The sequence below is a fragment of the Streptomyces sp. NPDC096152 genome (genome assembly GCF_044763235.1).
GTDB lineage: Bacteria > Actinomycetota > Actinomycetes > Streptomycetales > Streptomycetaceae > Streptomyces.
Genome location: NZ_JBIWFW010000007.1, coordinates 182,949 through 208,102 on the forward strand (window position 1 = coordinate 182,949; position 25,154 = coordinate 208,102).

Annotated in this window: 21 protein-coding genes; 12 read left to right on the plus strand and 9 right to left on the minus strand. The window is 74.2% G+C overall.

The features are described from left to right. Positions 1-86 precede the first annotated feature (86 nt). From ACIQ9G_RS24160 to ACIQ9G_RS24175, 4 genes are all read left to right on the plus strand, one after another. Positions 87-1,718: a 4-coumarate--CoA ligase family protein gene (locus ACIQ9G_RS24160; RefSeq protein WP_403613042.1), complete on the plus strand. Its 1,632-nt coding sequence runs from the start codon at positions 87-89 to the stop codon at positions 1,716-1,718. Further along, positions 1,715-2,449 carry an enoyl-CoA hydratase family protein gene (locus ACIQ9G_RS24165; RefSeq protein WP_403613045.1) on the plus strand — a complete coding sequence of 245 codons (735 nt, stop codon included), beginning with the start codon at positions 1,715-1,717 and terminating at the stop codon, positions 2,447-2,449. Before ACIQ9G_RS24160 ends, ACIQ9G_RS24165 begins: the two co-directional genes overlap by 4 nt. Next, positions 2,437-3,045, plus strand: coding sequence for a TetR/AcrR family transcriptional regulator (locus tag ACIQ9G_RS24170; RefSeq protein ID WP_392194128.1), 609 nt, complete (start codon positions 2,437-2,439; stop codon positions 3,043-3,045). The genes ACIQ9G_RS24165 and ACIQ9G_RS24170 overlap by 13 nt, the downstream gene beginning before the upstream one ends. Positions 3,046-3,414: 369 nt before the next feature. Further along, positions 3,415-4,455 (plus strand): isopenicillin N synthase family dioxygenase, encoded by a 1,041-nt coding sequence (locus ACIQ9G_RS24175; protein WP_403613048.1) that lies wholly within the window; start codon positions 3,415-3,417, stop codon positions 4,453-4,455. A gap of 72 nt (positions 4,456-4,527) precedes the next feature. Here ACIQ9G_RS24175 and ACIQ9G_RS24180 read toward each other — a convergent pair whose 3' ends face one another. Next, complete coding sequence (locus tag ACIQ9G_RS24180; protein WP_403613050.1) at positions 4,528-5,628, minus strand: citrate synthase 2; 1,101 nt, start codon at positions 5,626-5,628, stop codon at positions 4,528-4,530. A 368-nt stretch (positions 5,629-5,996) separates the two neighbouring features. On the opposite strand from ACIQ9G_RS24180, the gene pdxH reads away from it, so the two are divergent. Continuing rightward, positions 5,997-6,626 carry a pyridoxamine 5'-phosphate oxidase gene (gene pdxH / locus ACIQ9G_RS24185; RefSeq protein ID WP_403613778.1) on the plus strand — a complete coding sequence of 210 codons (630 nt, stop codon included), beginning with the start codon at positions 5,997-5,999 and terminating at the stop codon, positions 6,624-6,626. Between the two features lie 399 nt (positions 6,627-7,025). Here the strand turns inward: pdxH and ACIQ9G_RS24190 are convergent, their stop codons facing one another. Next, positions 7,026-8,447 (minus strand): PAS domain-containing protein, encoded by a 1,422-nt coding sequence (locus tag ACIQ9G_RS24190; protein ID WP_403613052.1) that lies wholly within the window; start codon positions 8,445-8,447, stop codon positions 7,026-7,028. A gap of 230 nt (positions 8,448-8,677) precedes the next feature. After that, on the minus strand, positions 8,678-9,433 hold the full coding sequence (locus ACIQ9G_RS24195; RefSeq protein ID WP_403613055.1) for an SIS domain-containing protein: 756 nt from the start codon (positions 9,431-9,433) through the stop codon (positions 8,678-8,680). Positions 9,434-9,822: 389 nt separating this feature from the next. On the opposite strand from ACIQ9G_RS24195, the gene ACIQ9G_RS24200 reads away from it, so the two are divergent. The 3 genes from ACIQ9G_RS24200 (at position 9,823) to ACIQ9G_RS24210 (ending at position 12,844) form a co-directional block, all read left to right on the plus strand. Next, positions 9,823-10,515 (plus strand): metal-dependent transcriptional regulator, encoded by a 693-nt coding sequence (locus tag ACIQ9G_RS24200; RefSeq protein ID WP_356188974.1) that lies wholly within the window; start codon positions 9,823-9,825, stop codon positions 10,513-10,515. Positions 10,516-11,011: 496 nt separating this feature from the next. Next, on the plus strand, positions 11,012-11,950 hold the full coding sequence (locus ACIQ9G_RS24205) for an alpha/beta fold hydrolase (protein WP_403613057.1): 939 nt from the start codon (positions 11,012-11,014) through the stop codon (positions 11,948-11,950). A 72-nt stretch (positions 11,951-12,022) separates the two neighbouring features. Further along, the gene (locus tag ACIQ9G_RS24210) at positions 12,023-12,844 is read left to right on the plus strand and encodes a class I SAM-dependent methyltransferase (RefSeq protein ID WP_403613060.1); all 822 of its coding nucleotides are present in this window, start codon (positions 12,023-12,025) and stop codon (positions 12,842-12,844) included. Between the two features lie 159 nt (positions 12,845-13,003). On the opposite strand, the gene ACIQ9G_RS24215 is transcribed toward ACIQ9G_RS24210, so the two are convergent. The 3 genes from ACIQ9G_RS24215 to ACIQ9G_RS24225 form a co-directional block, all read right to left on the minus strand. After that, on the minus strand, positions 13,004-14,620 hold the full coding sequence (locus ACIQ9G_RS24215; RefSeq protein ID WP_403613062.1) for a transporter: 1,617 nt from the start codon (positions 14,618-14,620) through the stop codon (positions 13,004-13,006). After that, positions 14,617-15,408, minus strand: a complete 792-nt coding sequence (locus tag ACIQ9G_RS24220; protein WP_403613064.1) for an ABC transporter ATP-binding protein — start codon at positions 15,406-15,408, stop codon at positions 14,617-14,619. The genes ACIQ9G_RS24215 and ACIQ9G_RS24220 overlap by 4 nt, the downstream gene beginning before the upstream one ends. A gap of 112 nt (positions 15,409-15,520) precedes the next feature. Beyond that, entirely contained in the window at positions 15,521-16,186 is a 666-nt protein-coding gene (locus tag ACIQ9G_RS24225) for a bifunctional DNA primase/polymerase (RefSeq protein WP_403613067.1), read from the minus strand. Between the two features lie 315 nt (positions 16,187-16,501). Between ACIQ9G_RS24225 and ACIQ9G_RS24230 the strand changes: the two genes are divergently transcribed. Together ACIQ9G_RS24230 and ACIQ9G_RS24235 are read left to right on the plus strand one after the other, a co-directional pair. Then, on the plus strand, positions 16,502-17,887 hold the full coding sequence (locus ACIQ9G_RS24230; RefSeq protein ID WP_403613069.1) for a transcriptional regulator: 1,386 nt from the start codon (positions 16,502-16,504) through the stop codon (positions 17,885-17,887). A gap of 287 nt (positions 17,888-18,174) precedes the next feature. Then, on the plus strand, positions 18,175-19,806 hold the full coding sequence (locus ACIQ9G_RS24235) for a hypothetical protein (RefSeq protein WP_403613072.1): 1,632 nt from the start codon (positions 18,175-18,177) through the stop codon (positions 19,804-19,806). Positions 19,807-19,943: 137 nt separating this feature from the next. On the opposite strand, the gene ACIQ9G_RS24240 is transcribed toward ACIQ9G_RS24235, so the two are convergent. Beyond that, positions 19,944-21,254: an ABC transporter substrate-binding protein gene (locus ACIQ9G_RS24240; protein ID WP_403613074.1), complete on the minus strand. Its 1,311-nt coding sequence runs from the start codon at positions 21,252-21,254 to the stop codon at positions 19,944-19,946. Between the two features lie 117 nt (positions 21,255-21,371). On the opposite strand from ACIQ9G_RS24240, the gene ACIQ9G_RS24245 reads away from it, so the two are divergent. Both ACIQ9G_RS24245 and purU read left to right on the plus strand, forming a co-directional pair. Continuing rightward, positions 21,372-21,872, plus strand: coding sequence for a hypothetical protein (locus ACIQ9G_RS24245; protein WP_403613077.1), 501 nt, complete (start codon positions 21,372-21,374; stop codon positions 21,870-21,872). Positions 21,873-22,071: 199 nt separating this feature from the next. Beyond that, positions 22,072-22,953: a formyltetrahydrofolate deformylase gene (purU, locus tag ACIQ9G_RS24250; protein ID WP_403613079.1), complete on the plus strand. Its 882-nt coding sequence runs from the start codon at positions 22,072-22,074 to the stop codon at positions 22,951-22,953. Positions 22,954-23,002: 49 nt separating this feature from the next. Here the strand turns inward: purU and ACIQ9G_RS24255 are convergent, their stop codons facing one another. Both ACIQ9G_RS24255 and ACIQ9G_RS24260 read right to left on the minus strand, forming a co-directional pair. Beyond that, complete coding sequence (locus tag ACIQ9G_RS24255) at positions 23,003-24,280, minus strand: zf-HC2 domain-containing protein (protein WP_403613081.1); 1,278 nt, start codon at positions 24,278-24,280, stop codon at positions 23,003-23,005. After that, positions 24,277-24,858 (minus strand): RNA polymerase sigma factor, encoded by a 582-nt coding sequence (locus ACIQ9G_RS24260; protein WP_403613084.1) that lies wholly within the window; start codon positions 24,856-24,858, stop codon positions 24,277-24,279. Before ACIQ9G_RS24260 ends, ACIQ9G_RS24255 begins: the two co-directional genes overlap by 4 nt. Positions 24,859-25,154: the final 296 nt, after the last annotated feature.

The window sequence follows — 25,154 nt, forward strand, 5'->3', positions numbered from 1 at the left end:
CGGCCGTACCCGAGCCGGACCGGCCGTACCCGGCAGGGCCGACCCCCGGCGCACAACGCAGTGCGCCCGCCGTGCGAGGAGGAACCGTGTTCCGCAGCGAGTACGCAGATGTCCCGCCCGTCGAACTCCCCATCCACGAGGCCGTTCTGGGCCACGCCGCCGAGTTCGGCGACACGCCCGCACTGATCGACGGCACCGACGGCACCACCCTCACGTACGACCAGGTCGACCGGTTCCACCGGCGGATCGCCGCCGCGCTCGCCGAGGCCGGGGTCCGCAAGGGCGACGTCCTCGCCCTGCACAGCCCCAACACCGTCTCCTTCCCGGTCGCCTTCTACGCCGCCACCCGCGCGGGCGCCTCGGTCACCACCGTGCACCCCCTCGCCACGCCCGAGGAGTTCGCCAAGCAGCTGCGGGACGCGAAGGCCCGCTGGATCGTCAGCGTCTCACCGTTGCTGGCGGCAGCCCGCCGGGCGGCCGAACTGGCGGGCGGCATAGAGGAGATATTCGTCTGCGACAGCGCGCCCGGACACCGCTCCCTCATCGACATGCTCGCCTCCGCCGCCCCGGAGCCCTCCGTCGCCGTCGACCCGGCACGGGACGTCGCGGCCCTGCCGTACTCCTCCGGCACCACCGGCGTCCCCAAGGGCGTCATGCTCACCCACCGTCAGATCGCCACCAACCTCGCCCAGCTCGAACCCCTGATCACCGCCGGGCCCGGCGACCGCATCCTCGCCGTGCTGCCCTTCTTCCACATCTACGGGCTGACCGCGCTGATGAACGCGCCCCTGCGCAAGGGCGCCACCGTCGTCGTGCTGCCCCGCTTCGAACTGGAGACGTTCCTCGCCGCCGTCCAGGACCACCGCATCACCGGCCTGTACGTGGCCCCGCCGATCGTGCTCGCCCTCGCCAAGCACCCGGCCGTCGCCCGGTACGACCTGTCGTCGCTGCGGCACATCATCAGCGCCGCCGCCCCCCTGGACGCCCAACTCGCCGCCGCCTGCTCCCAGCGCCTCGGCCTGCCGCCCGTCGGCCAGGCCTACGGCATGACCGAACTGTCGCCCGGCACCCACGTCGTGCCCCAGGACGCCCTGCACGAGGCACCCCCCGGCACCGTCGGCAAGCTCATCGCCGGCACCGAGATGCGCATCGTCTCACTCACCGACCCCGGCAAGGACCTCGGCACCGGCGAGGCCGGCGAGATCCTCATCCGCGGTCCCCAGGTGATGAAGGGCTACCTCGGCCGCCCCGACGCCACGGCCGCGATGATCGACCCCGACGGCTGGCTGCACACCGGCGACGTCGGTTACACCGACCGCGACGGCTGGCTGTTCGTCGTCGACCGGGTCAAGGAACTCATCAAGTACAAGGGCTTCCAGGTCGCCCCCGCCGAACTGGAGGCGCTCCTTCTCACCCACCCCGGCATCGCCGACGCCGCCGTCATCGGCGTCTACGACGACGACGGCAACGAGGTCCCGCACGCCTACGTCGTACGGCAGCCCACCGCCACCGGCCTCTCCGCCGGCGAGGTCATGATGCACGTCGCCGAGCGCGTCGCCCCCTACAAGCGGGTCCGGAACGTCACCTTCCTCGACGCGGTGCCCCGCGCCGCCTCCGGCAAGATCCTCCGCCGCGAACTGCGGGACCTGCGCGAACAGCAGCAACGCCGGGCCGAGGAGCACCGGCCCGAACAGCACCGGCCCGAGGAGCAGCAGTGACCCTGATCGCCCGCACCCGCGCGCGTGCCGTCGAGACACTCGCCCTCGACTCGCCGGACAACCGCAACGCCCTGTCCGCCGCCCTCGTCGGCGAACTCGCCGGCGCGCTGACCGACTGCGCCAAGGACACCGACGTCCGCGCCGTCGTCCTCACCCACACCGGCAACACCTTCAGCGCCGGCGCCGACCTGCGCGACCCGCCCCACCCCGACGCCCTGGTCGGCCTGCTCCGCCTGATCGTCGAACTCGGCAAGCCCGTCGTCGCCCGGGTCACCGGACACGTCCGGGCCGGCGGCCTCGGCCTGCTCGCCACCTGCGACATCGCCGCCGCCGGCACCCGGGCCACCTTCGCCTTCACCGAGGTCCGCATCGGCGTGGCCCCCGCCGTCATCTCCCTGCCGCTGCTGCCCCGCACCGACCCGCGCGCCCTGGCCCGCTACTACCTCACCGGCGAACGCTTCGACGCCGCCGAGGCGGCCCGGATCGGCCTGGTCACCGCGGCCGGGGACGACGTCGACGCCGTACTCGAACCCGTCCTCGACGGCCTGCGCCGCTCCTCACCCGAGGCACTGGCCGAGACGAAACGGCTGCTCACGGCTAGGGTGCTGGAAGCCTTCGACCGGGACGCGGCCGACCTGACCGCGCTCTCGGCCCGCCTGTTCGCCTCCGCGCAGGCGCGCGAGGGCATGACGGCCTTCCTCGAACGACGGGACCCTTCATGGGTGGTGTGAACACAGCCGAACGCGACCGCGCACCCAAGCAGGACCGCAGCCGGGCCACCCGGCAGCGGCTCCTGGAAGCCGCCGTGGCCTGTCTCGCCGAACACGGCTGGGCGGGCTCCACGGTCTCCGTCGTCGCCGAGCGCGCCGGCGTCTCCCGCGGTGCCGCCCAGCACCACTTCCCCACCCGCGAGGACCTCTTCACCGCGGCCGTCGAGTACGTCGCCGAGGAACGCTCCACCGCCCTGCGCGCCCTCTTCCCGCAGGGCGCCGGCGCGGACCGGCGCGCCGTGGTGAGCGCGCTCGTCGGCCTCTACACCGGCCCCCTCTTCCGCGCCGCCCTCCACCTGTGGGTCGCCGCCTCCGACGAGGAGCAGCTGCGCCCCCGCGTCACCGAACTCGAGGCCCGCGTCGGCCGCGACAGCCACCGCATCGCCGTCGAACTCCTCGGCGCGGACGAGTCCCGCCCCGGCGTCCGCGAAACCGTCCAGGGCCTGCTCGACATGGCCCGCGGCCTCGGCCTCGCCACCCTCCTCACCGACGACCGGGCCCGCCGCGAGCGCGTCGTCGCCCAGTGGGCCGCCCTCCTGGACGACGCCCTCGGCTGAACGCCGTTTCGGGAGGACGCACGGCCCCCGTCGGCCGGCCCGCACGGCCCCCCCCGCCGGGCCGGCCCGTGCGGCCGGCCCGGCGGCCGAACCCGATGTGAGGCGGGCCACACCCGAAAACCGGCGTCCGCAGTAGCCTGTGCCCATGCTTCCGATGCTCGTACGCCGTCGCCACGTGGACTACGTGCGCGTCACGAGCATGGGCTGTCGGCGCTCCGCCTGACCCAGCCCCCGCGCGGCCGCCTCGCCCCGCCGCGCCTCCTCACCCGGTACCGCCCACCACCTGGCCCGGTACCTCCCACCCGGCACCCGCGGCCGCCCGCCCACCCATGACGGCGGCCGGGTCCCCGTACACCCGCGGACGCACCCATGACGAATCCGGTCAGCACCCCGGCGACGACCTCGTCGTACGACCAGCTCCCGATCATCGACCTCTCCGCCGCCGACCGCGGCCCCCAGGCCCGAGCGCTGCTCCACGCCCAGCTGCACAGCGCCGCCCACGACGTGGGCTTCTTCCAGCTCGTCGGGCACGGCGTCACGCCCGCGGAGACCGACGCGCTGCTGAACGCCATGCACGCCTTCTTCCGGCTCCCCGAAGCCGACCGTCTCGCCCTCGACAACGTCCACTCGCCGCACTTCCGCGGCTACACCCGCACCGGCGACGAACGCACCGCCGGCGCCCGTGACTGGCGCGACCAGCTCGACATAGGCGCCGAACGCCCGGCCCGCGTCCCCGGCCCCGCCGAGCCCGCCTACTGGTGGCTGCAGGGCCCCAACCAGTGGCCCGCCGCACTGCCCGAGCTGCGCACCGCGGCCCTCACCTGGATCGACCGGCTCAGCGCCGTCGCCGACCGGCTGCTGCGCGAGCTGCTCACCGCCATCGGCGCGCCCGCGGACTTCTACGCCCCGGTCTTCGGCGCGCACGCCCACCCGCACCTCAAGCTCGTCCGCTACCCCGGCAGCGCGGGCGACGGCACCGACCAGGGCGTCGGTGCCCACAAGGACTACGGCTTCCTCACCCTGCTGCTCCAGGACGAGGTCGGCGGCCTCCAGGTGCAGCGCGAGGACGGGCGCTTCCACCCGGTGCCGCCGATCCCCGGCGCGTTCGTCGTCAACCTCGGCGAGCTGCTGGAGGTGGCCACCGACGGCTATCTGGTGGCCACCAACCACCGCGTCGTCTCACCGCCCGGCGCCACCGAACGCTTCTCCGTGCCGTTCTTCTACAACCCGCGCCTGGACGCCCGCGTCGAACCGCTGCCCTTCCCGCACGCCGCCACCGCCCCCGGCATCACCGACGACCCGGCCAACCCCCTGTTCGCCGAATACGGCTACAACGAGCTCAAGGGCAAGCTGAGGGCGCACCCCCTGGTCGCCCGGCGCCACCACGCGGAGCTGCTCACTCCGGCGTGATCGGCGCCGACATCCCTCGGGGGTGCCTGAGACATCCCTCAGGCACCCTCCAGGCATCCCTCGGGCACCCGCTCAGCGAGCGATGTCCGCGTACCCCTCGACCTCCCGCGGACTGCGCGGCCCCGGCCCCACATAGCGCGCCGACGGCCGCACCAGCCGCCCCGTCCGCTTCTGCTCCAGGATGTGCGCCGACCAGCCCGCCGTACGGGCGCAGGTGAACATCGAGGTGAACATGTGCGCCGGCACCTCGGCGAAGTCCAGCATGATCGCCGCCCAGAACTCCACGTTCGTCGCGAGCACCCGGTCGGGCCTGCGGTTGTGCAGCTCCTCCAGCGCCGCCTTCTCCAGCGCCTCGGCGATCTCGTAGCGCGGCGCGCCGAGCTCCCGCGCGGTGCGGCGCAGCACCCGCGCCCGCGGGTCCTCCGCCCGGTACACCCGGTGCCCGAAGCCCATCAGCCGCTCACCGCGGTCCAGCGCCCGCTTCACGTACCCGGCCGCGTCCCCGGTCCGCTCGATCTCCTCGATCATGCCGAGCACACGGGAGGGCGCCCCGCCGTGCAGCGGGCCGGACATCGCGCCCACCGCACCCGACAGCGCGGCCGCCACGTCGGCGCCGGTGGAGGCGATGACACGGGCGGTGAAGGTGGAGGCGTTCATGCCGTGCTCGGCGGCCGACGTCCAGTAGGCGTCGACGGCCGCCACGTGCTTCGGGTCCGGCTCGCCCCGCCAGCGGATCATGAACCGCTCGACCACGGAGTGCGCCTTGTCGATCTCGCTCTGCGGCACCATCGGCAGCCCCTGCCCGCGGGCCGACTGGGCGACGTAGGACAGCGCCATGACGGCGGCCCGCGCCAGGTCCTCGCGGGCCTGCTCGACGTCGATGTCGAGCAGCGGTTTGAGACCCCACACCGGCGCGAGCATCGCCAGCGCGGACTGCACGTCCACCCGGATGTCACCGGAGTGGACGGGGATCGGGAACGGCTCGGCGGGCGGCAGACCGGGATTGAAGGCCCCGTCGACGAGCAGTCCCCAGACATTGCCGAAGGAGACGTGACCGACGAGGTCCTCGATGTCGACGCCCCGGTACCGGAGGGCGCCGCCCTCCTTGTCCGGTTCGGCGATCTCCGTCTCGAACGCGACGACTCCCTCGAGTCCGGGTACGAAGTCGGACATCAGGCGGCTCCTCGTGAGGTGTGCGACGGATGGTGCGGTGGGGACGGCGACCAAGGGCGCGTTGTTGTCGAAAAGCGGTGTGTGCCGGGGCGGATCCGCGGTCGCGTCCGACGACTCGCGGTCCGAAGCGGTCACTCCTGTGATGCCCCGTACGGTCGGCGGTCACCCAACCTGGACGGCAGCAGCACGATATCCCCGCGTGCCACCGTTGGGGAGGCCGTCCGGCACTCGGTGCCACGCAGTGACGAAGGACACCCGCCGGACCGGGCCCGCCCATACGGCAAGATGACCGGGTGACCGACCGAGAAGCCGCAGCCGGACGAGAAGCCGGAGCAGCCGGAGTGGGCGACCCCTTCGACCTCGCCTCCATGCGCAAGCACTACCGGGCCGAGGGCCTGTCCGAGACCGATCTGGCCGACACCCCCGTCGCCCAGTTCGCCCGCTGGTTCCAGCAGGCCGCGACGGAGGGCGGCATGTTCGAACCCAACGCCATGGTCGTCTCCACGGCGGACGCCCAGGGCCGCCCCAGCTCCCGCACGGTGCTGCTCAAGGCGTTCGACGAACAGGGCTTCGTCTTCTACACCAACTACGACTCCCGCAAGGCCCGCGACCTGGCCGAGAACCCCTACGTCTCGCTGCTCTTCCCGTGGCACCCGATGGCCCGCCAGGTCATCGTCCAGGGCATCGCCCGCCGCACCGGCCGGGACGAGACCGCCGCCTACTTCCGCACCCGCCCGCACGGCTCCCAGCTCGGCGCCTGGGCGAGCGCCCAGTCCACGGTGATCGCCACCCGCGCGGACCTGGAGGTCGCCTACGCGGAACTGGCCGCCCGCTACCCCGAGGGCGAACAGGTCCCGGTCCCGCCGCACTGGGGCGGCTTCCGGGTCGCCCCGCAGACGGTCGAGTTCTGGCAGGGCCGCGAGAACCGCCTCCACGACCGCCTCCGCTACACGGCGCAGCCCGCCGGCACCTGGCACGTCGAACGCCTGAGCCCCTGACCCCCCACGACCCCGCACACGCAGACGACCCGCGAGCTCAGGTCCCCCGCCTGACGGCGGAGAAGCCGGCCGGACGTACCGGCGAGCTCGCGGGTCGGGTGACTGCGTTGGATTGGGCCGGCGGCGTGCATCTCGCACACGCTGGTCCGGCGCCGAACCGAGTACGACGGCGGGCCGCTAGCCCGCAGCCACCTCTTCCGTCCGGTATGCATACATCTGCCGAACCACCTCCCTTCCGAAGTGCTCACCACACTAGGAAGGCACCCGCGACGGATCAACCGGTTTTCCAGGGGGCCGGTCCGGCTCTCCAGCCGGTATCCCCGGATGAAGATCGAGATCGAGCCGTACGCGAGGCGGCGTGACGCCGTCTGACGGATCGGGCGCGGCCCGGTGCGCGGTTCAGGGCTTTCCGTGCTCCAGGAGTGCGGCCAGGTCCAGCGCGGTGGCGATGCGTGCGGCCACGTCCTCGGCGTAGGCCGCGTCGACGCGTTCGAAGGGGTTGCGGCCGGAGCCGCGCAGGAAGGTCACCACGCCGAGGGTCCGGCCCCTGCTGCGCAGGACCGCGCACAGGGCGTGCACGGTGTCCGCGGGCCACTGCCGGGCCTGGGCCCACTCGCGTGCCTGGCCGGGGGATACGGCGCCGACGGTGGCGCGCACGGACCCGGTCCGCTGGACGCACTGGAGGGCGGGGTGCCCCTCGCCGTAGCGGACGGGGAGTCCGGCCCGGCCGGTGAGCAGGCTGGGGCCGGGGGCTCCGGAGGGGGTGGCGGCGATCCGTACCAGCCGTACCGGGCCCGTGGTCTCGCCGTCGGTGACGGCGCCGCCCGCCACGCGGTCGACCAGCGCGTGGTCGGCGAAGCCGGCGAGGGCGAAGTCGAGGTGGACGGTGGCTGCCTCCGCCGGGTCCTCGCACTCGGCCGCGGCGCGGGCGGCCCGGTGCAGCTGGTTGCCGCGGAACCGCAGCAGGGCGGCCTCCTGCTCGCCCTGCTTGGCCTCGGTGACGTCGACGAAGAGCCAGGCGACGCCGAGCGGCACCGGTTCCTCCGCGAGCGGCGAGGCCAGCCGGACGAACCCGCTGCGCCAGCAGCGCCGCCGTTCGCCCTCCGGGGCGCGGACGCCCACCCAGATCTCGGCCGGCGCGGGCGGCGCCCCCTCGGCCAGGACGTGGGTGAGGGCGCTCTCGAGTTCCTCCACGCCCTGGGAGAGCAGTTCGCCGAGCGGGCGTCCGAGCGCGGCGGTGCGTCCGGTGCCGAGGGCGCGGGCCGCGTGCGCGTTGACCACGGCGGGCCGCAGGTCGGCGTCGACGAGGACCACGCCCCAGGAGGCGTCCTCGAACAGGGCCTCGCTCAGCGCGATGGACCGCTCCAGGTCGATCTGCGTGTGCACCTCGCTGAAGGCGCAGTAGACACCGGCGGGCTTGCCGTCGGGTCCGAGGACGGCCGCCGACTGGGTGCGCACGAGGACGCGGCCGCCGTCCTTGGTGAGCAGCGCGAACTCGTGGACCTGCCGGCCGGGCCCGTGCATGGCGGACATGAGCCGCCCCTCGACCTCCTCGGCGTCGGCGCTGCGCACGGCCCATCCGGCGAATCCGTGCCGGCCCACGGCCTCGGCGGCGGTCCAGCCGAGGATGCGCTCGGCCTCGCGGTTCCAGTGGGTGACGACGCCGTGCGCGTCGAAGGCGCACAGGGCGGCGTCCATGCCGTCGAGCAGGGCGGCGAGCAGGTCGGAGCCGTCGGAGGCGTCGGAGCCCTCCGGACCGTCCCGCTCGGGCTCGTCCGGCCCGACCTCGTCGGTGGTCCCACTACGCCGGGAAGCACTCACCTGGACCCCCTGCAGGCTGCGTCCGCACGTACGGCGCGTCGGTTCGCTCACTGCCCATCATTCAACTGGAACGTGACACAGCACACATCGAGTTCCCCAAGATTGAGGCAATCGTTTCACGGTCGCGCCGGGTCGGTGCCGGTCGCCTCCGGGCGTCTCCGGTTGTCGCTGGTCAGCCACGGTCGGTGACGGTCGGCGGAGGTGGGTGCGGGCAGCGCGCCCGGCGCCGGTCAGCGGCGGTAGAAGATGCGATCGGCGTACTCGTCGAAGACGCGGCCGTTCCACTCGTGGCCGCCGTCGACGTTGCCGGAGCGCAGCAGCGGGGGTTCGAGACCGCGGTCGGCGAGGGCGCCCGCCGCCGTGGCCATGACCGCCTGGAGGAGGGCGGTGGTGACGACGGTGGAGGCGGGGGCGAAGGGCGCGGGGACGGTGTCGAGGGTGAGTTCGGCGTCCCCTACGGTGATCTTCGAGTCGAGGACGATGTCGCAGTGGTCCTTGAGGAACGTCCCCGAGGAGTGCCGGGACCCGGTCTCGGCGGCGTAGGCCACCGAGGTCACGCCGACGACCTTCACGCCGAGCGCGCGGGCCTTCATGGCCATCTCGACGGGGAGGGCGTTGCGGCCGGACAGGGAGACGATCACCAGGGCGTCGCCGGTGCGCACGGGGGAGCTGTCCAGGACGGCGGCGGCGAGGCCGTCGACGCGTTCGAGGGCGGAACCGAGGGTGGCGGGCACGACGTCGACGCCGACGGTGCCGGGGACGGCGAGCAGGTTCATCAGGGCCAGGCCGCCGGCCCGGTAGACGACGTCCTGGGCGGCGAGCGAGGAGTGGCCGGCGCCGAACGCGAAGAGGCGTCCGCCGGCGGCAACGGTGTCGGCGAGCAGGGTGCCGGCGGCGGCGATCGGCCCGGCCTCCTCGTCGCGGACCCGCTGGAGCAGGCCGACGGCGGCGTCGAAGAACTGGCCGGCCAACGTGCGGTCGCTCATCCCGGGGTCCCCTTCACGGTGTCTGTCACGGTGTCCGCGCGGTCGGTGGTGCGGTCAGGTCCGCGGTCCGTGTGTCGCGGATCACGGTGAGGTCTGGACCAGAGCGGTGTCAATACGGTGGCGGGTGGCCGCGGGGGCTCCGGGTGGCCGGGAGACGGTAGCGGTGGGCGGGCAGGGGGAGCCGGTGCCGGGCGGCCGGGAGACCGGGGCGGGAGGGGGCGGCAGACGGTTACGGGTGGCCCGGGGCCGGTGCCGGCGGGCGCCGCGCTGTGACGGCGTTTCGGCGGAGCGCTCCGGTTGTCGGCGCTATGCGTCAGAATTGGTGCCAGGGCCAGCGCACGCGCCGGAGAGCCGCCGAGCCTTCCGGCAGAGGTAATCGAGGGGCACGTATGTCCGGACTGATCGACACCACGGAGATGTATCTCCGCACCATCCTCGAACTGGAGGAGGAAGGCGTCGTCCCCATGCGCGCCCGGATCGCCGAACGGCTGGACCAGAGCGGGCCGACGGTGAGCCAGACCGTCGCGCGGATGGAGCGCGACGGCCTTGTGTCGGTGGCCGCGGACCGGCATCTGGAGCTGACGGACGAGGGCCGCCGGCTGGCCACGCGCGTGATGCGCAAGCACCGGCTGGCGGAGTGCCTCCTCGTCGACGTGATCGGCCTGGAGTGGGAGCAGGTGCACGCCGAGGCGTGTCGCTGGGAGCACGTGATGAGCGAGGCGGTCGAGCGCCGGGTGCTGGAGCTGCTGCGCCACCCGACCGAGTCGCCGTACGGCAACCCGATCCCGGGGCTGGAGGAGCTGGGCGAGAAGGACGGCTCCAACCCGTTCCTGGACGAGGGCATGGTGTCGCTGGCCGAACTGGACCCGGGGACCGACGGCAAGACGGTCGTGGTCCGCCGGATCGGCGAGCCGATCCAGACGGACGCGCAGCTGATGTACACGCTGCGTCGCGCGGGTGTGCAGCCCGGGTCGGTGGTGAGCGTCACGGCGTCGGCGGGCGGTGTGCTGGTCGGCAGCGGCGGGGAGGCGGCCGAGCTGGAGGCGGAGGTCGCCTCGCACGTCTTCGTCGCCAAGCGCTGACCGCGCCCCGTCGTCCTCCTCCGATCGTGACGCAGCGTCATGCTTTCCCTGCGACTTGCCGGAGAGCGGTCAACTCCTGTGAAAGCTGGGGCAGTTGTGGCGCCGCAGTCGATCTCGCCGAATCCGGGATTCAGTGCGGCGAATCGCAGCGCTCGGGCGCTTCGCGTGCAAGGCTGTCGCAGAGGCATATGACCTGAAGGGGGCGGGCGGGATGTGCCGTCGGGACGTGGAGGGCCCCGGCGCCGTGTGGCGCCGGGGCCTGTCCTCCCCTGTGTCGACCCGGAGCCCCGAGCTCTCAGGGTCGTCCCCCTCGGACCGTTTTCCCCGAGCGGTCCGCCTCCCGATGAAGATCTCCCCCCGAGCGCGGCGATCATTCCTGGCGGGGGGTCACTCGAACGAGGGGTGTTGCCGGCGGAGGCCTCATTTTCGAATGCGTATTCGATAGCGTGTGGGTGAACCGAGTGGTCCGAGTGGAACCAGGGGGGTGCCAGGACCTATGACGCGGCGCATCGACGTGATCGGGACCGGCGGCGTACGCCTCGCCGCCTGGGAGTTCGCCGATCCGCCCAAGGCCGACCCGGCACCGGCCCTGCCCCGGCAGGCCGGACCGGCGACCCCGCCCGCCCCTTCCGCCCCGCCCGGTCCGGCGGGCGCCGGCGGCGAGCGGACCCCCGGGGTGCTGTTACTGCACGGCCTCATGGGCCGCGCCTCCCACTGGGCCTCCACCGCCCGCTGGCTCTCCGAGCGGCACCGGGCCGTCGCCCTCGACCAGCGCGGCCACGGCCAGAGCGGGAAACCGCCGCGGGCGGCCTACACCCGTGAGGCCTACGTCGAGGACGCCGAGGCCGCCGTCGAACAGCTCGGGCTCGCCCCGGCCGTGATCATCGGCCACGCGATGGGCGCCCTGACCGCCTGGCAGCTCGCCGCCAAGCGCCCCGACCTGGTGCGCGGTGTGATCATCTGCGACATGCGGGCCTCCGCGCTCGGCGCGGCCTCCCAGCGCGAGTGGGAGGACTGGTTCCGGGCCTGGCCCGTCCCCTTCGCCACCCTCGCCGACGTCCGCAAGTGGTTCGGCGAGGACGACCCCTGGGTGGAGCGCCCCAACCCGGCCCGCGGCGCCTTCTACGCCGAGGTCATGCACGAGAGCGCCGACGGCTGGCGCCCCGTCTTCGAACCGGAGCAGATGCTCAAGTCCCGCGAGACCTGGGTGTACGACGCGCACTGGGAGGAGCTCGCGCAGGTCCGCTGCCCGGCCCTCGTCGTCCGCGGCCTCGACGGCGAACTCGGCCGCGCCGAGGCCCAGGAAATGGTCCGCGTCCTGCCCCGCGGCCAGTACGCGGAGGTGTCCGACGCCGGTCACCTCGTCCACTACGACCAGCCGGAAGCCTGGCGCACCGCCATCGAACCCTTCCTGGACGCGGTCCTCACCGGATGACGCACCCCGGTCCCGGCCGAAAGCCGACGGTCCCGGCCGTCCCCGCGGCCCCGTCGGCGTAGGTTCGGCCGTATGACCACGGCGGCCGCCCAGGAGGCGTTCCTCAAGGCCTTCCACAGTGAGCACCCGGCGGTGACCGGGGACGCGTTCGGCGGCGGACGTGCCCCGGACGGGCGGACCAGCTACGAGATCCTCGGCGACCGGGTGACCGGCCGCCGTCGCGTCCTGGACCTCGGCTGCGGCGACGGAATGCTGCTGGAGGTGCTGGCCCGCGCCGAGGGACGGCGGCTCGCGGGAGTGGACCTCTCGCCGGAGTCACTGGCCCTGGCCCGGCGCCGCCCGGCCCTGGCGCACGCGGCCCTGGTGGAGGCGCGGGCGCAGGACCTGCCGTTCACCGACGGTGCCTTCGACGCCTGCGTCTCCCACCTCGCGCTCATGCTCATGGGGGACGTCGACCGGGTCGCCGCCGAGATCGCCCGGGTCCTGTCCCCCGGCGGAGTACTGGCCTGCGTGGTCGGCGGGGGAGCCGTCGGCGGCGAGGCGTACGAACTCTTCGGGGCGCTGCTGGGGGAGACCGTCCGGCAGGCACCCGCCGACCGGCGCATTCCGCCCCTGGGAGACCGCAGGACCCGTGACCGCGACGGGCTCGCCGAGGTCCTGGCACCCGCCGGGTTCGCGATGGCGGACTGGCGGACCGTGCCGATCGACCTGAGCGGCCCCGCGGAGCGGGTGTGGTCGTCCGTGTCCGGCATCTACGACGTCGGCCCGCTCGACGGGGCAGCCGTCGCCCGCCTCCGCCGCGCCTTCCTCACCGAGGCGGCCGCCCTGGCCGGCCCGGACGGACGGGTGCCGTGCGGTTTCCGGATCCACGTGGCGACGGCCCGCCTGCGGTGACGGCCCCGGGGGGTACCGCGACATCGGGCAGAGCCAGCCGTCACCGGCCTCCGCGGTCCCGTGATGCTCCGGGCCACCCGCTGACCCCGAGACCGCCTGCACGGCGGGCCTGCTGCACGCGCGGGCCCGCCGTGCAGCGGCACCACTGCGAGCAGATCCTCACCCCTTGCTCACCGCGGTGAGGATCTCCGGGAGGCGGGCTGCCGTGCGGGGGGCTGCGAGTCGGAGGCCGAGGAGGGTGAGGGACGCTCCGTGGACCGCGCCGGCGGGGAGGAGGAGCAGGGTCCATCCCTCGCCGGCGGCGCTGACGTTCGCCCAGATGGCGAGGGCGATGACGGGGGAGCACAGCAGGGCCGCCGCGACCATGCCGCCGAAGATGGAGATCCAGGCGAGGCCGGCCTGCCCCGGGGCGACGTTCTTGTAGCCCTCCTGCGGGATGGAGTACGGGAAGCGGGCCGAGGTCCACGCGCCGGTCGCCAGCATCGCGCCGAGCAGCGCGAACGACAGGCCCAGCACCTCGGGCAGCCGCGGCCAGTCGCCGAGAAGCGCCGTCGTCAGCACCGTCACGAGGACGGCGTAGGGCAGGGTGATCAGCAGCAGGGCCAGGGCCCGTCCGCGCAGTTCGACGTAGGCGTCGCGGGGGGAGGAGATGGTCAGCGCGACCATCCAGAACGCGGACGTGTCCTGCCCGAACTGGTTGTACATCTGGATGCCGAGCATCCCCGCCGCGAAGCAGGCGAAGTAGACGGACCCGGTGCCCTGCAGCGCGTTGAACACCGGCACGATCAGGCCGATGGCGAGCGATGTCGCCCAGGCCGCCTTCGTCTTCGGGTCGCGCCACACATAGCGCAGGCTGCGCTCCATGACCGTACCCGTGCGGCCGGCGGGCAGCAGGCGGGCCGGGCCGCCCCGGCCGTCCGTGCGGGTCCGCCCGCGCCCGGGCGTGTCGCCGTCCGGGAGGGTGGAGGCGTCGGGGGAGGTCATCAGCCGGGTCAGGCTGCGCGCCCACAGCGCCAGGACGACCGTCAACGCGACAGCTGTGAGGGCAAGTTGAGCCAACGCGGTGCCCCAGGAGCCCCTGCTCGCCGAGTCCACCGCCCCGATCGCCGACGCGGGCGGCACCCAGCGCAGCACGTCGGCCGCCGGCCCGAGCTGCGCGAGCCCCGCCGTGCCGAGCCGCTGCATGCCGAAGTTGACCAGCTGCGCCCCGATCGCGACGACCAGTCCGCTGAGCACCGCCAGGTCCCGCCCCTTCCGGCTGCTCAGCAGCCGGATGTTGGCGGTGGCCACGGCCCGCGCCAGGGCCACGCAGACCAGCAGGGCGAGGACGAGCGCGACGACCGAGACGGCGTACGCGGCCGTCCCGTGCGCCACCGTGATCGCGCAGCCCGCGAGCAGCAGGACCGTGAACAGCGGCCCGACGCCGACCAGGGAGGCCGCCAGCAGCGCCCGGACCAGCGGCCGCGGCCGCAGCGGCAGCATCACCAGACGGCTCGGGTCGAGGGTCTCGTCGCCGCCGGGGAAGAACAGCGGCATCACGGCCCAGCCCAGCGCCAGCACCGCCGTGCCCAGGATTGCGACCGAGGCGATGTGCGCGTGGCCGCGCAGCGCGATCAGGCCGGCCAGTTGCAGCGCGGCGAACAGCAGGGCCACGACGGCCGACGCGAGAAACGCGGCGCGCCGCCCGCCGGACTGCCGGAGCCCGTTGCGCAGCAGCGACAGTTTCAGGCGTACGACGACGGCGGTGGTCGTGGCCGCCTCGGCGCCGCCGCTCATCGGGCCCCGCCGCCCAGCCAGTCGAGGTGGGAACCGGCGTCCCGGCCCTGCGCGCCGACGAGTTCGAGGAACGCCCGCTGGAGGGTGGGGGCCTCGCCGCGCACCTCGGCGAGCGGGCCGTGGGCGCGGATGCGGCCCGCGGCCATGACGGCCACCCAGTCGCACAGGGACTCCACCAGCTCCATGACGTGCGAGGAGAAGACGACGGTGGCGCCGGAGGCCGTGTAGCGCTCCAGGACGCCCCGGATGATCTGGGCGGACACCGGGTCGACGCCCTCGAACGGCTCGTCGAGGAAGAGCACTTCGGGATTGTGCAGGAGAGCGGCGGCGAGGCCGATCTTCTTGCGCATACCGGTCGAGTAGTCGACGACGAGCTTGTGCTGGGCGCCGGCCAGGTCCAGCACCTCCAGGAGCTGCGTCGCCCTGCGGTCCGTCTCGGCCCCGGACAGACCGCGCAACCGCCCCGAGTAGGCCAGCAGTTCACGTCCCGAGAGCCGCTCGAAGAGCCGGAGCCCCTCGGGCAGCACCCCGATCCGCGCCTTCACCGCCACCGGGTCCCGCCACACGTCGTGGCCGACGACCTCGACGCTGCCCTGGTCCGGCCGCAGCAGCCCGGTCACCATGGACAGCGTGGTGGTCTTCCCGGCGCCGTTGGGACCGACCAGCCCGACGAACTTCCCCGCGGGCAGCTCCAGATCGATCCCGGCGACGGCGACCTGCTGCCCGAACCGCTTCCAGAGCCCCCGCACACGTACGGCGGCCGGACCCACCCCTGTTCCCTCCGTCATACCCGAACCCTACGGCGGGAGCGGCGCCCCGGAGGGGGCGGTGGGCGGGCGTGGCGCGGATCGGCCGGATCCGGGCGACGGGTGCCGGCCGAGGGCCGCCGTGGACGACCGCCTACCGTTCGCGCCCGCACGCGTAGGCCAGCGGCGAGACCAGCTCCTCCGCGTCCGGCAGCCACCGGTTCGCCGCGGTCGGCCGGCAGGCCCACTGCACGGCGCCGCGCGACCCGTACCGCGTGGGCGGCGCGGCCAGGTACGCGCCCTCGCCGAGGACGACCAGGTCGAGGGAGGACGGCGACCAGCCCAGTTTCCGCACCAGTTCGGGCACCTTGGCCGCGGCGCCCGGGAGCACCAGGAACTGCATGCGCCGCTCCGGTGTCAGGGTCACCGGCCCGAGCGTCAGCGACATCCGCTCCATCCGGGCCAGCGCGAGGAACCCGGCCGTCTCGGGAACGGAGAGCGCGTCGAACGTCCGGCCGGTGGGCAGCAGGATCGACGCCATCGGCTGCTTCTGCCACAGCCGGCGCGCGACGGTCGCACTGCCCGTGGCCTGCGTCGCCCAGTCCTCGCGCGCCGGGTGCGCGCCGGGCACGGCGCACGCCGGGTGGCCGCAGGAGCAGCGCTGCACCCCGTCCACGGACTCCAGCCAGGTGCCGGGGACGACGTCCCAGTGCCGTTCCTCGGCATAGCGAACGGCGGTCTCCAGCAGGGATTCCCTGCGCTGCTGGGGAATCTGACCGGTCATCTGTGCGGAGTCCGTGCCCGCGATCGTCTCTTCCACGCTCCACTCAACTCCCGCGTCCACCTGGAGTTACGGCCGTGCCGCGCGCGGGGGAGGAGCATCGCCTCCACGCCCGGGGCGCATGGGTGCATCTGTGGGGGCGCGCGGGAGGATCGACGGCGGCCGCTGGGTAGTCCGGTGTGGGGGTGGATTCGCCTTCACCCCGGCAATCCTCACAAGTCTCGCATTATCGGCGGTCGGGCGGGGCATCGATCTTCACGGCCGGATCTCTCGCCGGGACGCGAGGGGGACGGCCGCGGAAGACACGTCAACTCGGTGCGTGGGCAGGCACCGCAGCCACAGGGGGTTAACGCCATGGCCGCAAGGCCTCTCGTCGCGCGGCAGCCGAACGAACGGCTGCAGGCGCTCATCCAGGAAGCGGGCTGCTCGAACGCCGGGCTGGCCCGGAGGGTCAATATGTGCGGCGCCGAGCACGGTCTCGACCTGCGCTACGACAAGACGTCCGTGGCCCGCTGGCTGCGCGGACAGCAACCACGCGGCCGCGCCCCGGCGATCATCGCCGAGGCGCTGGGACGCAAGCTGGGCCGCACGGTCACCATCGACGAGATCGGCATGGCCAACGGCAAGAACCTCGCCTCGGGCGTGGGCCTCCAGTTCTCGCCGACGGTACTGGGGGCCATCGAGCAGGTCTGCGAGCTGTGGCGCAGCGACGTCGGCCGGCGGGACTTCCTGTCCGGCTCGTCCGTGGCCGCCTCCGCGCTGGTCGAGCCCAGCCGCGACTGGCTGATCTCCGCGCCGGACGGCCAGGTCGCGCGCTCGGCCGGGCCGCGGGTGGGGCAGTCCGACGTGGCGGCCGTCAGCGCGATGACCCAGGCGCTGGTCGACCTCGACCACGCCTACGGCAGCGGGCACGTGCGCCCGGTCGTCGTGCACTACCTCAACAGCGTGGTCTCCGGGCTGCTGGCCGGGTCGTACCGGGAGGCGGTGGGCCGGGACCTGTTCGCCGCGGTGGCGCGGCTGACCGAACTCGCCGGGTACATGGCCGTGGACACCGGGCAGCCGGGCCTCGCCCAGCGGTACTACATCCAGGCGCTGCGCCTCGCCCAGGCCGCCGGGGACCGCGGCTACGGCGGGTACGTCCTCGCCGCCTCCATGAGCCACCTCGCCGCGCAGCTCGGAAACCCGCGGGAGATCGCGCAGTTGGCCCGGGCGGCGCAGGAGGGCGCGCGCGGGCGCGTGACGCCGCGGGCGGAGGCGATGTTCCACTCGGCCGAGGCGCGCGGACACGCGCTGATGGGCGATGCGCGGGGGGCCCAACTGGCGGCCGGCCGGGCGGTGACCGCGCTGGAGTCCGCCGAACCCGACTCCGGGGACGACCCGGCGTGGATCGCCCACTTCGACGCGGCCTATCTGGCCGACGAGTTGGCGCACTGCCACCGCGACCTGGGGCAGGCGGAGTCGGCGGCGCGGTGCGCGCGGGAGTCGCTGGCCGGGCATCCCGCGTCGCGGGCGCGCCGGCGGGCCATCGGCTATGTGCTGCTGGCCACCGCGCAGGTGCAGCAGCGGGAGATCGAACAGGCCTGCGGTACGGGGCTGAAGGCGGTGGAACTGCTGGAGAGCCTGCGCTCCAACCGGGGCGCCGAGTACCTGGAGGACTTCCAGCAGCGTCTGGAGCCGTACCGGGACGAGCCGGTGGTACGGGAGTTCGGGGCACGGCTGGGGGTGCAGGCGGCGGCGTGAGGGCCCGGCCGGGGGTGCGGACGGCGGCGTGAGGGGGCGGTGGGGACGCGGGCGGTGGCGTCGGGGCGCGGCGGGCCGGTGCGCGAACGCCCGCTGGATCCCTGTGTGAAGGTGTGGTGAACGGCCGCCGTCCGTGTGTGCGGGAGCAGTAACTGCGTGTCCGGGGCGGGTTTTGTTACTGCGGTCACAGGGGAGGAGGTCAGGCCCCGTGCTGCGTGGCACGGGGCTTCGGGGACCCGGTAGCGTGAGCCGACGATTCCGAAGGTCCCCCATTCGTAGGAGTCCCGGTGACGCAGAGCGGACAGGGCGAGGAGCCCTCGGCGCAGCCCGCGCGCGAAGGCATCGTGCTGCCCTCCGACGGGAGCGAGCCCCTGTTGCCGGGCATGACGGGCGCCCCGGTCGGCCGCCCGCCCGCGCAGCCGTCCGGCCAGAACGCCGCCCCGGCCGGCGGTCAGGCCTGGGGTCAGCCGTGGGGGCCCGGCGACCAGCAGCCCGCGCCGCAGCCCGGCCAGGGCTGGCAGACGCCGGCCGGTCAGCCGTGGAACACGCCCGGGCACGACCCCTACCAGCAGCAGTCGCAGGCTCCCTGGGGCACCCAGGGCCCGGACACCTCGGGCGCCCAGGGGGCCCCGTCCGGCGCCCCGTCGTACCCGGGTGCCGGGCCGCTGCCCCCCGAGGGCGCCCCGGCTGCGCACGACATGCGGGGCTCCGCCCCCTCGGCCTACGGCACCCCGCCGGGGCCGATGCCCTCCGCCGGCGCCGATCCGTACGGTTCCGCCTCCGGGCAGCCCCTGCCGCCCGCCGTCCCCGGGCACGGCATACCGGGCGCCGCCGACGAGGGCGCCACCCAGTACCTTCCGCCGGTCGCCTCCGCCCCGGCAGACGAGGGGGCGACGCAGTTCCTCCCGCCGGTGGCCCAGGGCGGCCTGCCGCCCGAGGTCTCCGGCGACCAGGCGACCCGGTTCCTCGGCCGCCTGCCGCAGGACGGCTCCGGCCCGCCGCCGTACGCCGCGCCCGGCGGCGGTTCCGACGCCGAGGCCACGCAGTACATCGCGCCCGTGGACGCCGGGGCGGGCGGAGCGTCGCCCTACGGCACGGGGCCGGGCGGGGCGGAGGGACGGCAGACGCCCGCCGAGTTCGACAACCTCTTCCGCAGCGACGCCGGCGGCGGTGCCCCGGAGACCCAGCAGCTGCCGCGCTTCCAGGAGCCGCCGGCCGGGCACCCGCACGACCGGCCCGCGTACGCGCCGCCCGGCCGGGGCGACCGGGGCGGCGACGGCGGCCGGGGCGGGCGCACCCGCTCGCGCGTGCCGGTGATCGCCGCCGTCGGCATCGGCATCGCCGTCCTCGGCATCGGCGCGGGCGCCCTGCTCAGCGGTGGCGGGGACAGCGGCGACCAGACCGGCGGCGACAACAAGAACGTCTCCGCCACCGCGCCCGCCACCGAGGGCTCCTCGGCCGCCGATCCGGCCCGGCAGCAGGCCGTCGAGCTGGACAAGCTGCTCTCCGACAGCGGCAGCAGCCGCGCCTCGGTGATCAGCGCGGTCGCCGACGTCAAGAACTGCGACAACCTCGGCGGGGCAGCCTCCGACCTGCGCGCCGCGGCCAAGCAGCGCAACGAACTGGTGACCCGGCTGCAACGGCTGTCCGTCGACCGGCTCCCCCGGCACGGCGAGCTGACCGCGGCCCTGACCGGCGCCTGGCGGGCGTCCGCGTCGGCCGACGCGCACTACGCGGCCTGGGCCGACCAGGTCGGCGGCCGGCGCTGCAAGAAGGGGCACGCCCGCACCACCAACGAGACCCAGGCAGGCAACCGGCAGAGCGGCGTCGCCAGCGCCCAGAAGGTCAAGGCCGCGCAGCTGTGGAACGTGATCGCGCAGAAGTACGGTCTGACCCAGCGCCAGCCGACCCAGCTCTGAGGCCCGGCCCGGCCAGGCTCTGAGGCCCGGCGCGACCAGGCTCTGAGGCCCGGCGCGACCAGGCTTCAGACCCGGCTCCGAGGCCCGGCCCGATCCGGCTTCCGGCCCGGCTCCGAGGCCCGGGAGGGCGCGGGAGGTCAGTTGACGTCCGCGTCCTCCAGCGTCCGTCCCAGGTCGACGAAGCCCTTGGCGGCCGGCTCGAGCCGGCCCCGCCGGACCACCTGAAGAGTGACGTCGGCGTTGACCAGGCGGGGGAAGCTGCCGGCGGAGAACGTGTCCCGCAGGCGCCACCGCAGGGGCGGGGTCAGGCCGCCGGTGTCCACCCGGAGCCCGGCGTCGAGGGTGTGCCGCACGCTGTCGGCGCTCAGCTCCCCGGTGCCGATCCTCTCGACGACGGCCCGCAGCACGGTGTAGGCGATCCAGGTGGTCTGCACTCCGGCGTCCTCGGGGTCGACACGGTTGTCGCCGAAGGCCTCCGCGTTGATGACCTTCTTCATGGCGTCCCAGCGCGGGTCGCTCGCCACCGGGTACCAGCCGGTGAGGTACGAGCCCTCGTACGGCCCCGAGCCGCCGCCGCTGGCGTCGACCACCGTCTGGTCGACGCTGCTGAGCACCGCGGCGGTCCGCACCCCCGGGTAGCTCTCGCGGTCACGGCGGAAGGAATCCATGAAGATGTCCGTGCGCTCCCCAAGGGCCGGTATGACGCAGCCCTTCTTCACCGGGTCGGCGGTCGCCCGCCGCAGCGCCAGGTCGGACTGGCCGGAGTATTCGGTGGCGTCCTCGGCGGCCCGCTGGTCGTGCGCGGGCACGTGCCCGCGCGCCTTCAGCCCGGCGTCGAGCAGGGCGGGCAGCTCGTCGCCCGCGATGGTGTCGGGCCGTACGAGCGCGACGGGGCCGCAGTTCGGCGCGAGCTCCTTGCCGAGGCCGGCCAGCAGGGCGGGCTGGCCGCCGTTCACCGGATAGGACAGGGCCCGGGTGAACTCCGCGCTGGTGACGCCGTAGCCGCCGATGTAGGGGATGCCCGCGCCCTCCAGCGGCGGGAAGAAGGAGTCGCTGTACTGGCTGTAGGAGCCGACGACGGCGACCACGTTCTCCTTGACGGCGCGCCGGGCGCACTTCGCCGCGGCCACGCTGTCGTTGCCCTCGTTGCAGGTCAGGACGTTGAGACGGCGGCCGCCCAGGCCGCCGTGGGCGTTGATCCAGCGTGCGTAGGCCCGTGCCATGGCGGGCATTCCGGGCTTGTTGGTGGCCGGGGTGTTCTCCGGAGCCCAGGTCATCACGGTGACGGTGCCGTCCCCTGCCGCGTCCGAGGCGCCGGGGACGACCCCGCAGCCCGCCGCGAGCGACGCGCAGGCCACCAGGGCGCCCGCCGCGAGCGCGGCCTTTCTCTTGACGGGCCGGGGGAGAACGGGGAGGAATGTGCTGCGCGTGTGTCGCCTGCCGGTCATGCTCCCGCACGATTCCCCCACACCGCTAACCCGGGAGTGACCCATGGTCAACGAGAGGTGACGCTACGGTGAATTGCGGGGGCCGCTGGGACCACAGGTGCGAGGAACGTACGATCGATGACCGTGCAAGGTTCGGAGAACTCTTCCCGTCGCGGCCGTCGCTCCTCCACCATGGGCGGCATGCCACTCAACGACATGCCGTGGTGGCGCTGGCGCAGCAATGTGCGCTCCGCGCTGCACATGCTCTCCGACCCGGTGTTCCAGCGGGACGTCTGGCTGGCCGGTGTGGAGGGGTACGGGGACGTCACCGACGCCGTGTACCGCCTGGTAGAGGACACCTGGCTGGACAACTGGTCCGCCGAGAAGTACGTCGGGACGATCTTCCGCGACTCCCAGGAGGCCGCGCTCGTCGACACCGCCGTGCTGCGCGTGCTGCGCATCATGCACCAGGTCGGCCCGGACGCTCCGGTCTCCGCGTACCTCGACCACCACGGCTGGCCGGAGGCGGTGCGGGCGGCGCGGGACGCGCACATGCGGATGGCCGCCGGCGACGGCGAGGAGCCGGACGCGCCGCCGCGCAGCCTCGAGGTGCTCCGCATCATGACGCGCACCGCGTAACCGGGGCCCGGCCTCCTCACCCCGCTCCTCCGCCTCACCCGGGCCCTCCGCCTCACCCGGCCCCTCCGCCTCACCCGGCCCCTCCGCCCCGGCCCCCGCTCGCCCGGCCTCATCGGCCTGGCGGGTGCCCGCCCGCGGCCCCGGTCCGCTTCCCGGACGTCCCCCCGCGGGCCGGGGCGGACGTGAGATCCTGTGGTGCATGAGCGAGCAGTCCACCCGAGCCGCGGCCCAGGCCGATCAGTACGTTCTCACCATCGCCTGCCCGGACAAGAAGGGCATCGTGCACGCCGTGTCGAGCTACCTGTTCATGACCGGGTGCAACATCGAGGACAGCCAGCAGTTCGGCGACCACGACACGGGACTGTTCTTCATGCGCGTCCACTTCTCGGCGGAGGCCCCGGTGACCGTCGACAAGCTGCGCGCCAGCTTCGCGGCGATCGGTGACGCCTTCCAGATGGACTGGCAGATCCACCGGGCCGACGAGAAGATGCGCATCGTGCTGATGGTCAGCAAGTTCGGGCACTGCCTGAACGACCTGCTGTTCCGTGCCCGCATCGGAGCGCTGCCGGTGGAGATCGCGGCGGTGGTGTCCAACCACACCGACTTCGCGGAGCTGGTGGGGTCCTACGGCATCCCCTTCCACCACATCCCGGTGACCCGGGACACCAAGTCCGAGGCCGAGGCGCGGCTGCTGGAGATCGTCCGCGAGGAGCAGGTCGAGCTGGTCGTCCTCGCCCGCTACATGCAGGTGCTCTCCGACGACCTGTGCAAGCAGCTCAGCGGCCGGATCATCAACATCCACCACTCCTTCCTGCCGAGCTTCAAGGGCGCCAAGCCGTACCACCAGGCGCACACCCGCGGCGTGAAGCTGATCGGCGCGACCGCGCACTACGTGACGGCCGACCTCGACGAGGGGCCGATCATCGAGCAGGAGGTCGAGCGGGTCGGCCACGACGTCACGCCGGACCAGCTCGTCGCGATCGGCCGGGACGTGGAGTGCCAGGCGCTGGCCCGCGCGGTGAAGTGGCACGCCGAGCGGCGCATCCTGCTGAACGGGCGCCGGACGGTGGTCTTCGCCTAGAACCTGTCCGGCGTGCGCGCGGCTCCCGCCGGTCCGCCGGGAGCCGCGGTTAGAGGCGGCTGAGCGACGCCGCCGCGTACAGCACGTCCCGGATGGCCTCCCGGTCGCCCACCTGGCCGGCCGCCGCCTCCCGCGGGGCCACGTGCCCCGCCGCGAGCCGGCAGAACTCCACGCCGTCCAGGGCGACATGGGCCACCTCGTGGTCCGCGGAGCCCGCCGCTCCCGGCGCGTCCAGCGGGATCAGCCACTCGCCGCCGCCCAGCCCCTCGATCTCCAGCCGCAGGCTGCGCCCGGGTTCGCCCGCGGGCACGAGGTGCCGGGTGGGCGCCGGTGCGGCCAGACCCGCCTGCCGCCGCGCGGCCAGCGCGACCGGCAGCATCCGGGCCGCGAGGTCGATCATGTGGTGCAGATGCCGCGGCGCGGGCGGCGCGTACGGGTAGTCCACCGCGTCCGCGATGTCCTCCGCGTGCACCCAGCACTCGAAGGCCCGGTCCAGCATCGCGTCGCGCAGCGGCAGCTCGAAGTCGCCGTACCCCACCGCCGGCTTCCCGGTGCCGCCGGTGAAGGACACCGTCCGCACCAGGGCGTGCGACTGCTCCCGCCACGGCGCCCGGACGTCCCGGGTGGGCGGGAGGTGCGCGGTCCGCCAGTACGTCTCGGTGCGCTCCGTGGGTCCGGGAGCGGCCGGCGCGAGGTCGCCCAGCGGGTCGTCGAGCCCGAGCGCCGCAGCGACCAGCCCGTCGACGCACAGCAGATGCCCGATGACCCCGGCGACGGTGGTACGGCGGCTCGCCGTCTCCTCGCGCTCGAACCACCGCAGCCGCACCGGCGCGTGCCACTCGGAGTCCCCGATGTCCTGGAGCAGCGCGTCCAGCCGCGCGGTCTCGGCGTCGTAGGGCGCCGCCCACTCGGGCACCGGGATGCGCGCCGGCCGCCGGCCCAGGCACCCCCGCAGGACGCGGGTGCGCAGCCCCGGATCGAGGTCCAGGCTCTCGGGCGGGTGGAGCAGTCCGACGGCGTCCCGCAGCCGCAGCGCCTCCTCCGCGCAGGCGCCGCACTCGCCGAGGTGCTCCTCGACGGCGGCCGTCTCCTGCGGCGAGCAGGCGGCCAGCGCCCAGGCGCCGAGGAGCGACTTCAGGACGTGGTGCTCCAGCACGAGCGGCGCGCGCCGGTCCGCCGGGGGCGCCTCCGGAGCGTCCGGCCCGGCCGGCACCGGCGGCAGCGGCCGCCCGCCGTCCTCGACGGAGGCGCGGGGCATCGGGACGCGGGGCGGCCCGACCGGCTCGGGACCGCCGTGGCCCTGAGGACCCTCGGGCGGCCCGCTCACGCCGCACCCCCGTACTCGGGCGGTGCCCCGGGCGCCCCGGCGTCGTGGGCGGTGGACAGGAGCTGGAGGCCGAGGCGGAGCCGGCGGCGGGCCTCGTCCTCGGTGACGCCGAGGTCGGCGGCGGTCTGGCGGTAGTCGCGGCGCTGGAAGTAGGCCAGTTCCAGCGCGGCGCGCAGCGGGGCGGGCATGGAGTGGACGATGTAGTCGGCGCGGGCGGCGGCCGAGGCGCGGCGCACCTTGTGCTCCAGTTCCTCCGGCGATCCCTGGCCGCCCTGGGCCAGCGCGGCGGTCTCGGTGGTGCGCAGCCGCTGCACGGCGAGCCGGTGGGTCAGCGCGGCGACCCAGGAGCGCAGCGGGCCCTGCTTGGGGTCGTAGGCGTCGGGGTGTTCCCAGACGTGGGCGAAGACCTCGCGGGTGATGGCGTCGGCGGCGTGCTCGTCGCCGAGCACGCGGTGGGCGAGGCCGTGCACCAGCGAGGCGTGGCGGTCGTAGAGCTCACCGAGGGCGGCCGCCTCGCCGCGTGCGAGCCGCTGCTGCATCTTGCGGTCCCAGCGGGGCGGTGCGTCCTGCTTCGCCATACGACCCCCTTACGCCCTTGATGTCCGTCATATCCGTTACGACCGTTGTGTCGGTCGTGTCGTGCCGCCGCCCCGTTCCGTCTCCGTGTCCACCGTCTTCCTGCCGTCTCCTCGAATGTAGTCGGCACGTCCGACAGCGCACGCCCCTTTGTGGCAATGTGCGCCCCCCGGTGCGCCGCAGGTGGTAGGGGTCTGCGGGGCGCGGTCCCGGGTGTGGGGACGGCCGCACGGCTCATATCGTCCGTCTCGTCTACCCCTGTACTTTCCGACCAAGCCCGATCGAACACGATCGAAGA